The 12255-nt window shown below is 73.6% G+C and carries 12 protein-coding genes; 1 reads left to right on the forward strand and 11 read right to left on the reverse strand.

The annotated features are described in order from the left end of the window. Positions 1-11: 11 nt before the first annotated feature. Positions 12-1202: a hypothetical protein gene (locus ACWEQG_RS06445; protein ID WP_452282289.1), complete on the reverse strand. Its 1191-nt coding sequence runs from the start codon at positions 1200-1202 to the stop codon at positions 12-14. A gap of 225 nt (positions 1203-1427) precedes the next feature. Here ACWEQG_RS06445 and ACWEQG_RS06450 point away from each other — a divergent pair, with 225 nt between their 5' ends. Beyond that, complete coding sequence (locus tag ACWEQG_RS06450; protein ID WP_452282291.1) at positions 1428-3458, forward strand: ATP-dependent DNA helicase; 2031 nt, start codon at positions 1428-1430, stop codon at positions 3456-3458. Positions 3459-3474: 16 nt separating this feature from the next. Here the strand turns inward: ACWEQG_RS06450 and ACWEQG_RS06455 are convergent, their stop codons facing one another. The 10 genes from ACWEQG_RS06455 to ACWEQG_RS06500 all read right to left on the reverse strand — a co-directional run bounded on the left by ACWEQG_RS06455 (position 3475) and on the right by ACWEQG_RS06500 (position 12144). Beyond that, positions 3475-4299: a hypothetical protein gene (locus ACWEQG_RS06455; RefSeq protein ID WP_452282293.1), complete on the reverse strand. Its 825-nt coding sequence runs from the start codon at positions 4297-4299 to the stop codon at positions 3475-3477. Positions 4300-4374: 75 nt separating this feature from the next. Continuing rightward, positions 4375-5175: an SGNH/GDSL hydrolase family protein gene (locus tag ACWEQG_RS06460; RefSeq protein WP_452282876.1), complete on the reverse strand. Its 801-nt coding sequence runs from the start codon at positions 5173-5175 to the stop codon at positions 4375-4377. A gap of 14 nt (positions 5176-5189) precedes the next feature. Beyond that, on the reverse strand, positions 5190-5624 hold the full coding sequence (aroQ, locus tag ACWEQG_RS06465; RefSeq protein ID WP_452282295.1) for a type II 3-dehydroquinate dehydratase: 435 nt from the start codon (positions 5622-5624) through the stop codon (positions 5190-5192). Next, complete coding sequence (gene aroB / locus ACWEQG_RS06470; protein ID WP_452282297.1) at positions 5621-6697, reverse strand: 3-dehydroquinate synthase; 1077 nt, start codon at positions 6695-6697, stop codon at positions 5621-5623. The genes aroQ and aroB overlap by 4 nt, the downstream gene beginning before the upstream one ends. Continuing rightward, entirely contained in the window at positions 6694-7206 is a 513-nt protein-coding gene (locus tag ACWEQG_RS06475) for a shikimate kinase (protein ID WP_452282299.1), read from the reverse strand. Before ACWEQG_RS06475 ends, aroB begins: the two co-directional genes overlap by 4 nt. 14 nt (positions 7207-7220) lie before the next feature. Continuing rightward, the gene (gene aroC, locus ACWEQG_RS06480; RefSeq protein WP_363465251.1) at positions 7221-8399 is read right to left on the reverse strand and encodes a chorismate synthase; all 1179 of its coding nucleotides are present in this window, start codon (positions 8397-8399) and stop codon (positions 7221-7223) included. Between the two features lie 92 nt (positions 8400-8491). After that, positions 8492-9154, reverse strand: a complete 663-nt coding sequence (locus ACWEQG_RS06485) for a prepilin peptidase (protein WP_452282301.1) — start codon at positions 9152-9154, stop codon at positions 8492-8494. A 243-nt stretch (positions 9155-9397) separates the two neighbouring features. After that, complete coding sequence (locus ACWEQG_RS06490) at positions 9398-10003, reverse strand: SseB family protein (RefSeq protein WP_452282303.1); 606 nt, start codon at positions 10001-10003, stop codon at positions 9398-9400. A gap of 99 nt (positions 10004-10102) precedes the next feature. Continuing rightward, positions 10103-11209 (reverse strand): barbiturase, encoded by a 1107-nt coding sequence (gene bar / locus ACWEQG_RS06495; protein WP_452282305.1) that lies wholly within the window; start codon positions 11207-11209, stop codon positions 10103-10105. Then, positions 11209-12144 (reverse strand): carbamate kinase, encoded by a 936-nt coding sequence (locus ACWEQG_RS06500; RefSeq protein ID WP_452282306.1) that lies wholly within the window; start codon positions 12142-12144, stop codon positions 11209-11211. The genes bar and ACWEQG_RS06500 overlap by 1 nt, the downstream gene beginning before the upstream one ends. Positions 12145-12255 lie beyond the last annotated feature (111 nt).

Raw genomic sequence — 12255 nt, forward strand, 5'->3', positions numbered from 1 at the left:
GACCGGGGCCCTCACCAACCCCGGGAGCCCTCCCAGTTCTCCCCGTTCTCGTCCGACCACGGGATCGGGGAGTCCGCGGCGGGCTGTCCGGCACGCCGCCCCCCGCGTCGCTCGTGCTCGGCGTGCGGGTCGGGGGCCTGACCGGCCGGCCACTGGTCCGGCCGCAGGCGCTCGCCCGTGGTGTAGAGCGGCGGTTCGTTCGGGTACGACTCGTTGTTGACGTACGGCCGGACCGCGCCGAGCCCGAGGGGGTCGCTCGGGTCCACCGGCGCGGGCTGCTGCCCGGCCGGTTGCGGCGCCGCGAGCGGCGCGGACGGAGGGTAGGCCGCCTGAGGGCCGGTCTGCGTGGCGGACGACGCGACGAGGCGGTCCTGGGTGGGCGTGCCACGGGCGACGAGCACGTCGTTGGGGCCGAGCGCGGCGGGCGCGGGATAGGCCTCGGGGGCCGGGGCGGGCGGCGGCACCGGCGGGCGGGCGTACTGCCCGGTTCCCGGCAAGTCCGGGTACTCGTAGTCGGCCTGGGCGGGCGGCTCGGGGAACCCCGCGTCGCGCGGCCCGCGGCCGTAGCCGTTCTCGGCCTGCCCGTATCCGTTCTCGCCGTGCGCGTAGCCGTCGTGGGCCCTGCCGTAGCCGTCGGGCGCCGGAACGTGCCCGTCGGCGGCGGCGTACCCGTCCCGGGCCTGCCCATAGGCATCCTGCGGCGCGTTGCGGGGCACGCCGTAGGGGTCCTGCGGCACGTATCCGTCACCGGGCTGTCCGGCGTACGCGTCGGGTCCCGCGTAGGCGTCCTGGGCGCGCGCCGCGTACGCCTCCTGGGGCTCGGCCGCGTACGGGTCGTGGACCTGCGTGGCGAACGGGTCGTGGACCTGGGTCGCGTAGGGGTCCTGCCCCTGATCCTGAGGGTGCGCGGGATAGGCCCCCTGTGGGGCGTAGCCGTCCTGGCCGGCGGCCCCCTGAAGGGGGAATGGACCGGTCCCGGCGTCCTGCTCCTGGCCGCCCGCCTCGGCGAAACCCTCGTCCAGGGTGTCGATCAACCGTCCCACGTCGCCCATGGGCATGCGGAAACTCGCCGTGCACATCTCGCCCCGCCACAGGCTCAGCACCAGCGTTCCGTCGTGCCACGTGACCCGGAGCACACGGTCCTGGCCTCGCGCGTCGAAGAACACCTCGCCGAACGATGGCAGTGGGACAACTTCCGACATGGCAGACATAGTGCCTTTACCTGCCCTTTTCCGTCCACTCGATCTCGGGAACCCTCGCGAAACGTCCGTTTCGTCCCTTTTCGACCTCACTGGGTAGATCGCCGTTGACCTTGAGAGCACTGACACCCCAGTGTGCCATGCGCGCCGGGAGGGAGTTCCTGGAACGCCAGGATGTGGTGGGACGGACACGCACCGGATGTCGGTGGCACCGGGTAGCGTTCTTCCGTGCCCAAGGACCGTTCCGAGCTCCCGCCCGTCGAAGAACTCCTCGCCACCGCGGTGACCGCGCTGGGCGGCGTCGAGCGCCCGGGCCAGGTCAAGATGGCACAGGCGGTGCGCGACGCCGTCGAGAGCGAGGAGCACCTCGCGGTGCAGGCGGGCACCGGCACCGGCAAGTCGCTGGCCTACCTCATGCCCGCGATCAGGCACGCGGCCGAGAGCGGCGACGCCGTGGTGGTGTCCACCGCCACGATCGCGCTGCAGCGCCAGTTGGTGGACCGCGACCTGCCCCGGCTCGCCGACGCGCTGGAGGGCCTGCTGCCGCACCGCCCCGAGTTCGCGATTTTGAAGGGCCGCCGCAACTACCTGTGCCGCCACAAGATGGCCGCGGGCATGCCCGAGGACGAGGACGACCAGCTCTTCGACCCGCGTGAGGTCAGCGCCACCGGCCGGATGGTGCAGCGCATCCAGGAGTGGGCCAACGAGACCGAGACCGGCGACCGCGACGAGATCGTGCCCGGCGTGAGCGACCAGGCCTGGCGGCAGTTCTCGGTGACGGCCAGGGAGTGCCTGGGGGCGCAGCGGTGCCCCAGCGGCGCCGACTGCTTCGCCGAGCTCGCGCGGGAGCGCGCGGGCGAGGCCGACGTCGTGGTGACCAACCACGCGCTGCTGGCGATCGACGCGATGGAGGACTTCGCGGTCCTGCCCGAGCACGACGTGGTCGTGGTCGACGAGGCGCACGAGCTCGTCGACCGGGTGACCTCGGTGGTCACCGGAGAGCTGTCGGAGAGCACGGTCGGCCTCGCCGTGCGCCGGGTGGGCCGGCTCGTCGAGCAGGGGATCGCCGACCGCCTGCAGGAGGCGGGAGAGGACCTGCGCGCCCTGCTGACCGTCGCTCCGCCCGGCCGGGTCGACACGCTGCCGCAGTCGCTCGGCATGACGCTCGCGCTCATCAGGGACGCCGCGTTCGCCTGCATCACCGCGCTCGGGCCGCGCAACAAGGACAAGGACGACCCGGAGAACGCCGGGCTGCGCAAGGCCGCCTTCACCGCGCTGGACGACGTGCACGACACCGCCCAGCGGATGCTCGACGCCTTCGGCCCGGCGGCCGGCGACGACGTGGACGACGCCGCGAACGGCGCCCACGCGGGCGACGCCGGGTCCGAGGAGGTCCACCGGGCGGAGGTCGTCTGGCTGGAGGAGGGCCGCGGGCGCGTTCCCCCCACGCTGCGGGTCGCGCCGCTGTCGGTCGGCGGCATGCTGCGCGACAAGCTGTTCGGCGACCGGACCGTCGTCCTCACCAGCGCCACGCTCGCGCTCGGCGGCACGTTCGACAGCCTGGCCCGCCAGTGGGGCCTGCGCGCGGGCGAGTGGACCGGCCTCGACGTCGGCTCGCCGTTCGACCATCCGCGCCGCGGCATCCTCTACGTCGCCACGCATCTCCCCCAGCCCGGCCGCGACGGCCTGCCCGAGGCCTACGTCGACGAGATCGCCGAGCTCATCGAGGCGGCCGGCGGCCGGACGCTCGGCCTGTTCTCCTCCATGCGGGCCGCCAAGGCCGCCACGGAGGCGCTGCGCGAGCGGCTGGACGTGCCGCTGCTGTGCCAGGGCGACGATTCGACCTCGCAGCTCGTCAAGCAGTTCGCGGCTGACCCCGCGACGTGCCTGTTCGGCACGCTGTCCCTGTGGCAGGGGGTCGACGTGCCGGGCTCCTCGCTGACCCTGGTGATCATCGACAGGATCCCGTTCCCACGCCCCGACGACCCGCTCGCCTCGGCCCGGCAGCGGCACGTGGCGGCCACGGGGGGCAACGGCTTCATGGCGGTGGCGGCCACCCACGCCGCGCTGCTGCTGGCGCAGGGCGCGGGCCGGCTGCTGCGCTCGATGGACGACCGGGGCGTCGTCGCCGTGCTCGACCCGCGGCTCGCCACCGCCCGTTACAGCGGGTTCCTGCTCAACTCGCTGCCGCCCTTCTGGCGCACCACCGACCCCGCGAAGGTCCGCGACGCCCTGCGCCGCCTCACCTCCGGCTCCTGAGCGGAGGCGGCGGGGATCACATCCTCGTGACGGCGGCGAAGGTCTCGCCCGCGTTGAGGCGCCGTACGAGGTCGAGCACGGCGTGCGGCCCGCCGTTCGCGGCGACCCATCGGCTCACCCGGCAGGCCGCCTCCGCGTAGGCGCGCTGATCCGCGCTGGCCGCCCGCAGCCAGGCGTCCAGCGTCACCGGCAGCGGCGCGCCCGGGCTCACCAGGCAGCGGTCGGCCGCCGTCTCCGGGCCGAGATAGCGCGGGTCGCCGGAGACCAGCACGGCCAGCCCCTCGTCGAACCACTGCGGCACCTCCGCACCGCCCGAGTCCAGCCTGGCGTGCAGTTCGACGTGCGACATCTCGTGGGAGGCGATGACCGGGTTCACGCCCGCGGGCGACAGCATGACCGCGCGGTTCAGCACCGCTACGCCCCTCTCCCCGCCCCCGCCGATGTGGCGGTAGCAGCGGTCGCTGAGACAGGCGAGGATCCGGGGAGAGGTCCGCCTGCCGCCGTAGAAGGCGCCGACCCGCCGCTCCGCCTCCTCCACGGCGGACAGCACCTGTCGTGTCCGCGCCGGCGGCAGGCCCGATTCCGCGTAGACGCCGGAGGCCAGCCGCTCCAGCCCGTAGCAACCCGGGCACGTGGTGGCGGCGACCGAAGGAAAGGCCACCGCCACGACGGCGGCCGCCGCGATCGGCAGCGCCGCGAGCACGGCGAGCAGCCACGCCCGTCCACGCCGTGACGGGCCGCCTCCCCTCCCGGCGCGCCGTCGCTTCCACACCATGGCCGGTTCCCCCTCGATGCCGGTGGTCGTACGGCAGAGCCTCGCCGATCTCCGCCCGTCGCGCATCGGACCGGGGTATGACCGCCCGTGGCAGGAGGAGCCCGCCGCCGGCGGAAGCGGCTCGCCGCGGCGGGCGCTGGATCAGGGAGAGGAGATCGGGGGCAGCGGGCTGAGGTCGGGCCGCTTGGGGGCGAGGCCGTCGCCGGACGACGTGCCGCGCAGGCGCCGCCCGATCCACGGGCCGAAGTGCTCCCTCAGCCACTGCACGTCCTCGCGGCGCTTGGCCCTCGGGTCCACCGCCTCGCGGGGCGGCCACGTCTTGCGCCAGTCGTCCTCACCGGGCACGCCGAGCACGTGCAGGACCCGGGCGGCGACCAGGCGGTGGCCTTCGGCGTTCATGTGCAACCGGTCGCCGCTCCACGCCCGCCAGTCCCGCAGCCCCTGCATCGACCACATGTCCACCAGGTGGCAGCCGTACAGGTCGGCGATCGAGCGGACGTGCATGAAGAAGATGGCGAACCTGCCGCGCACCCGGCGCATGATCGGGGTGTCCCGGGGGTCGGTGCCGGTGAACAACACGACGTCCGCGCCGGTGGCCCGCAGGGTCCGTACGGCGGCGGCCAGCTTCTTGGCCATCTCGTCCGGGTCGCTGCCGGGGCGGATGAGGTCGTTGCCGCCCGCGCAGAAGCTGATCAGATCCGGCTTCAGGCCGACGGCCACGGGCACCTGTTCTGCGACGATCTGGTCGATCAGCTTGCCCCGCACCGCGAGATTGGCGTAGCGGAAGTCCGGCTCGAGTGCGGCGAGCCGCTCGGCGACCCGGTCGGCCCAGCCCCGGTAGCGCACCACCTCGCCCGGCGCCGGAGGGGGCGCGTCCGGGAGGGGGTCGTTGAGCCCTTCGGTGAAGCTGTCTCCGACCGCCACGTACGACCGGTAGCCCATGATCCCTTCTTTCGTCACTCGCCCATGTCCGCGATCGCGCGCAGCGCGAGCTCGTACGACCGCATGCCGAACCCCGCGATCGTCCCGGTGGCCACGGCCGCCACGACCGAGGTGTGGCGGAACTCCTCCCGCGCGTTCGGGTTGGAGATGTGCACCTCGACCAGCGGGGCCGTACGCTGCGCGATCGCGTCGCGCAACGCGTACGAATAGTGGGTGAAGGCGGCGGGGTTGAGGACCACGGGGGTCCTGCTGTCGGCCGCCTCGTGGATCCAGCTCACCAGCTCGGCCTCGTCGTCGGTCTGCCTGACCTCGACCGACAGGCTCAGCTCGCGGCCGATCTCGCGGCACAGGGCCGCCAGGTCCTCGAAGGTCTGCGCGCCGTAAACGTCGGGCTCCCGGCTGCCGAGACGGCCCAGGTTCGGCCCGTTCAGGACGAGCACCTGCTTCATCGGGCGACCTCCCGGTACGCCGCCTCGATCAGCTCCTCCGACGGGTTCTCCAGACGGGCGGGCCTGCCGATGTCGTCGAGCACGACGAACCGCAGCACCGCTCCCCTGGCCTTCTTGTCCACCCGCATGTGGTCGCGCAGCCGCGGCCAGGCGTCGGCGCGGTAGGAGGTGGGCAGCCCGACCGACTCCAGGATGGAGCGCGTGCGGTCCACGACGTCGCGCCCGACCCGGCCGTCGAGCCGGGACAGCTCGGCGGCGTAGACCAGTCCGATGGCCACGGCCTCGCCGTGCCTGATGCGGTAGTCCTCGACCCGCTCGATCGCGTGACCGAGCGTGTGGCCGTAGTTCAGGATCTCCCGCAGGCCGCTTTCGCGCAGGTCCGCCCCGACGATGTCGGCCTTCACCCGGATCTTGCGCTCGATCAGCTCACGGGTGTGCTCGCCCTCGGGGGTACGGGCGGCGGCGGGGTCGTCCTCGATCAGCATGAGGATCGTGGGGTCGGCGATGAACCCGCCCTTGATGATCTCGGCGAGGCCCGCGACGTAGTCGTCGCGCGGGACGCTCGCCAGCGTGGCGAGGTCGCACAGCACACCCTTGGGCGGGTGGAAGGACCCGACCAGGTTCTTGCCCTCCGGGGTGTTGATGCCGGTCTTGCCGCCGACCGCCGCGTCCACCATGGCCAGCAGCGTGGTCGGCACCTGCACGACCTGGACGCCGCGCAGCCACGTCGCGGCCGCGAACCCGGCCAGGTCGGTGGTCGCCCCACCGCCGACGCCGACGACCGCGTCGGAACGCGTGATGCCGTACCGGCCGAACGCCGACCACAGCTCGGCCGCCACGTGGACGGTCTTGGCCTCCTCGCCGTCCGGCACGGGCAGCGCGACGACCTCCAGCCCGGCGCCTTCGAGCGTCTCGCGCACCGGCCTGGCGATCTCGGGAAGCCCGGCGGGGTGGATCACGGCGACCGTGCGCACCTTCGCGTCCAGCAGGCCCGGCAGCTCCGGCAGCACATCGGTGCCGACGACCACGTCGTACGGGCTGTCGCCCCGCACGGTGATGCGCGTCGCGGTCACAGCGCCGCCTCGATCTCGGTCACCACGTCCTCGGGCTCGCGGCCGTCGGTGGCGACGGTGATCGCGGCGAGGGCCTCGTAGAGCGGCCGGCGCTGCTCCATCAGCTGCCTGAGCCGGCTGCGCGGGTTGAGCACCAGCAGCGGCCGGGCCGAGGCGAGCCCGACCCGCTTGACCGCCTGGTCGAGCCCGACCTGGAGATACACGACCCGGTGGCCGGCCAGCAGCTTCTGCGTGTGCTCGTGCAGGATCGCCCCGCCGCCCAGCGAGAGCACGCCGGGGTGGGTCTCCAGCGCGTCGCGCACGGCCTGCGCCTCCAGCTCGCGGAACCGCTCCTCGCCGTCCTCGACGAACACGTCGCTGACGCTCTTGCCGGCGACGGCCTCGACGTCGGCGTCGGTGTCGCGGAACGGCAGGCCGAGGCGGTCCGCGAGGATTCGCCCGACCGTGGACTTGCCCGAGCCGGGCGGGCCGATGAGGACCGCGGCGGGGCCTTGTGGCGCCGATTGCATGATCACAAACCCTATTACTTGATGACCAGGGACGACAGGTAGCCCGCCAGGTTGCGCGCGACCTCTTCCACGGAGTCGCCGCCGAACTTCTCGACGGCCGCGTCCGCGAGCACGAGCGCCACCATCGCCTCGGCGACGATCGCGGCGGCCGGGACCGCGCAGACGTCCGAGCGCTCGTGGTGCGCCTTGGCCGGCTCACCGGTCAGCACGTCGACCGTGGCGAGCGCGCGGGGCACGGTGGAGATTGGCTTCATCGCGGCGCTGACCCGCAGCGGCTCACCGTTGGTCATGCCGCCCTCGACGCCGCCGGCGCGGTTGGTCATCCGGCGCACGCCCTCGGGGGTGTTCTCGATTTCGTCGTGCGCCCGCGAGCCGGGGCGGCGTGCCGTCTCGAAGCCGTCGCCGACCGCGACCCCCTTGATCGCCTGGATGCCCATGAGCGCCGCGGCGAGCCGCGCGTCGAGGCGCCGGTCCCAGTGGGTGTAGCTGCCGAGGCCCGGCGGCAGGCCGTAGACGACGACCTCGACCACACCGCCGAGGGTGTCGCCGTCCTTGTGCGCCTTGTCGATCTCGGCGACCATCGCCGCGCTCGCGGCGGGGTCGACGCAGCGCACCGGGTCGGCGTCCACCGCCTCCATGTCGCCGGGGCCGGGCAGCACGTCGCTGGGCGCGCTCGCCTCGCCGATGGAGACCACGTGACTGACGATGTCGACGCCGAGCGCCTGCTTGAGGAAGGAGCGGGCGACCTGCCCGAGCGCCACCCGGGCGGCGGTCTCCCGCGCGCTGGCGCGGTCGAGCACCGGCCGGGCGTCGTCGAAGCCGTACTTCTGCATGCCGGCGAGGTCCGCGTGCCCGGGGCGGGGGCGTGAGCGCGGCGCGTTGCGCGCCTGGCCCTCCAGCACCGCCGGGTCCACCGGGTCGGCGGCCATGACGGTCTCCCACTTCGGCCATTCGGTGTTGCCGACGCGAATCGCGACGGGCGAGCCGAGCGTGCGGCCGTGCCGTACACCCCCGGAGATCGTCACCACGTCCTGCTCGAACTTCATCCGTGCCCCCCGGCCGTATCCGAGACGGCGGCGGCGCAGCGCCTCGGCGAGGTCGGCGGTGGTCACCTCCACACCGGCGGGCAGGCCTTCCAGGATCGCGAGAAGCTCGGGGCCGTGTGACTCCCCGGCGGTCAACCAGCGCAGCATGGGGACAAGTCTTCCATGTGCGTCCCAGTGCGCCGCCCCCTGACACCCCCTTGACCATCCACGGGGGCCCCGATACCGAAAAACGGTCCGTCCTATATATCCGGAAAGGCCAGCGCCACGAGCGCGCCCGCGAGCATGAACGGGCCGAACGGGAACTCCGTCGTGCGGGTGGCCCTGCGCGCCAGGAGCAGCCCCACGGCGTACAGCGCGCCGAGGACCTGGCCCGCCATCCCGGCGACGATCGTGGCCTGCACGCCGAGCGCCCCGGTGAGCAGTCCGATCAGCCCGGCCAGCTTCACGTCGCCGAGCCCGAGTCCCGTGGGGCGGGCGAACCACAGCACGGCGTAGACCGCGCCGAGCGCGCACCCCGACGCCACCGCCGGCAGCAGCCGGCCCGACGGCGCGAGCAGGACCAGCAGGATCGGGTACGACGGCAGCGTGATCGCGTCGGGCAGCCGCCAGGTCCTCCGGTCGATCTCCGCGAGGGCGGCTCCCGCGAGAACCGCGTACAGCCACGCGGCGAGCACCCAGCCGTCGTGGACGCGCCAGGCCACCAGCGCCGCGGCCAGCGCGGTCGCGCCCTCGAGCACGTACGGCGGACGGGGCAGTGGCACGGCGCGGGCCGCCGCGGCGAACGCCGGCAGCGCCTCCCCGCGGCGGTCGTCCGGCTCGGGGCCGAACCCGGCGGCGAGGGCCCGGGCGTAGGCCCCCGCGATGAGGCCGAGGACGGCGGCGGCGAGGACGGCGAGGGACACGCGGCCGACACTAACGCCCGCGCCCCCGCCGTGGCCCGTGGTGCGCCGCCCTGTGGACGCCCGCGTTCCTGTGGACGGCCGCGTTCCTGTGCACGGCGCGGCCGTAGCCGGGCGGCCGGTCTCGGCCCGCCGAAGAATCGAGCGTGCCAGGAGGTCGGTCAGAGGCCGACGCGGTCAGGTGCCGGCGCCGGCACGACCAGGCGGGAGGAGCCGGGACGGCGCCCGGGCGGCGGTCGACGTCGCTCAGGCGCGGCGGCGGCTCCACCAGCTACCGCGGCGCTTCCCCTCGGCGGCACCCGAACGGTCGGCGGCCCCCGAAGGGTCAGCGGCCCCCAGACGGGCCACCGTGGCGCCCGGCACCTCGCGGGCGAGCCGGTCGACGGCGGAGGCGTCCCTCCTGGCCTCCTCCACCGTGGCGAGAGCCTGCAGCATGCCGCCCTCGATCACGAACGGAACCGGCCCGGCCACATCCACCACCACGGCGGCGGCGCTCTCGTGCCGCGCCGCCTGGCATACCTGCGGGGCGGTGGCCTGCACCGGCCGGGCGTCCGCGCGCCACCTGCGCATCGGCTCGGTCCCGGTGAACGCCAGCACGGCCTCACGGCCGTCCTTGCCGACCAGTTTCGGGAGGGCCATCTCGCTCTCCTTCTCCTGGCGCAGGCCGTGCTCTCCCACTTCCGACTCGGTCAGCAGCGCGACCACGGGGACGAGCAGCCTGGTCCCGGCGAGCACCGCCAGGACGTCGGCCGCCGTCGCCGTTCCGGCCTGGAACGCCGACAGCGCCGCCGCGACGGACGCGTCGGTGCCGCCGTCGTCGTCGGGGCGCAGGGGCTGCGGAATCGATGGCACGTCTCCCGACCCTACCGCCCGCTCCGGACGGCGCCGCACGCGCTCGGCGCCCTCCTTGGCCCAGCGCGGAAGCCGGATCAGCCCAGCGCGGAAGCCGGATCAGCCCAGATCCGCGATGGCGATGACGGGACCGCCGCCGGACGGGCCCTGGTGAACCGCCGCCACGGAGACGAACACGGCCGGGTCACCGGTCACGCTCGCCGCCACCCCGCCGACGGTCGCCTTGATCTGGCGGTGCCAGTGGACGTCGGAGTCGTCGAGCATGATGTTGCGCCGCCCGCGTACGCGGCCCGAAGGGTCGGCCTCGCACTTGATGAACAGGTTGACCAGCCGGTCGCCGAGGTCGTCCGGGTGCGGGCGCTCGGGCAGGTCGACGCCCGCGCTCCGGACGGCCTCCCAGATGCCGTCGGTGTCCAGGGCGTCCTTCATCACCGAGTGGCCGGCCCGGTAGCGCCCGCCGATCCCGCGCACGTTGCCCACGACGACGATCTGGGCCTGGTCGAGCTCGACGCCGCTTGAGCACGAGGCGACCGACGAGTAGAGCGACAGGTCCTTGTGGATCTGCTCGGCCGACGGCATCTCGATCTCCCCGAGCGCGACCGCGATGCCGAGCGCCGTGGTGGAGTTGGAGATGTCCATCGACTTCAGCGTGTCCTCGGTGACGACCGTCTGGCCGCGTTCCTTCGCGTCGGTGATCGTGGACAGGGTGAGCAGCGGCGTCTTGGTCTGCACGTAGTGGACGTCGGCCGGGTCGTCGATGCCGGCGATCTTCATCGCCTCGCGGACCCCGGCGGCCACCTTCTCGACCATCGCGGGCCTGCCGATGTCCTCGGGAAGGATCACCTCGCTCATCGCCACGCCGACGCTCACCCGCGGCTCGTCGGTGCGCACGGCCTTAGCCGGGTCGATCGTGGCGAAGATCGTCGCATGCGGGCTCAGCACGCCGTCGGTGCCGCCGGACCACACCAGAGGCACCTGTGCGACCTCCTCGGCGGAGCGGGTGCCCTTGGCCAGGAGCACCTCGCGGAAGGCGCGGTCGGCGAGGATCCGCGTGTAGTCGTTCACGCCGCCGTTGCCCTCGGTCTTGCCGATCACGGCAAGCACGCGGTCGGCCTCGATCACGCCGTGGTCGATCAGCCTCGCCAGCCCGGAGGCGTCGGTGACGCTCTCGATGGGGACCTTCCGTACCTCGATCGGATCCGGCACTATGCCTCCACCCCTCTGTACACCCTCGTACCGATATTTCCTGACAGCGCGGCACCGATGTGGTGCAGCGAGGTGATCAGCGCCCGCCCCCCGAAGTCCTCGGCGAAGCGCACGGCGGCCTCGACCTTGGGTCCCATGCTGCCGCCGGCGAAATGGCCGGCGGCCTGCAGCTCGCGCAGGGCGGCGACCTCGATCTCCCCGATCGGGCGGGCATGGGGAGTGCCGAAGTCCACCATGGCGTTCGGCACGTCCGTCGCGATGACGAGGTCGGTGGCGCCGACGGCGGCGGCCAGCGCGGCGGCGGCGAGGTCCTTGTCGATCACGGCCTCCACCCCGGTCAGCGTGCCGTCCGCGCCGCGCACGACAGGCACTCCCCCGCCTCCGGCGGCGACGACGGTGAATCCGGCCTCGATGAGCGCGACCGCGGCGGCGGCGTCCAGGATCTCCACGGGCCGCGGCGAGGCGACCACGCGCCGCCAGCCGCGCCCGAAGCTCCGCCAGGCCTGGCCGTGCCCCTCGAAGCGGCGCGCCTCGTCCTCCCCGAAGTACCGTCCGATCGGCTTCACCGGGTCATGGAACGCCGGATCGGCCGGGTCCACGAGCGTGCGGGTGACGACGGTCGCGACCCGCGCGGACCCGAGCTCGCGCTGCAGGGCGTTCATGACGAGCGTGCCGATGGTGCCCTGCGTCTGCGCCACGCACCAGTCGAGCGGCACCGGCGGCACGACGTGCGCGCTCAACTGGTTCTTCAGCAGGATGTTGCCGACCTGGGGGCCGTTGCCGTGCGTGAGCACCACCTCGTGCCCGGCTCTGATGAGCGCCGCCACGTGGGCCATCGCCTCGCCGATCGCCCGGTGCTGGTCGGCCGGGGACGCGCTCCCGTCGGGAGCCGTCATGGCGTTGCCGCCCAGTGCGATCAGTACGCGTCCGCCCACACCCGGAAACTATCCAGCCCCACCCGGGCCTTCATTGGCGAGTCTCGCCCACCCCTGTCACATCCATGGGCACATTTCACCAAGCCGGACACCGGGCGGCGGCGCCTTCGG

It is taken from the genome of Microbispora sp. NPDC004025 (assembly GCF_053604425.1).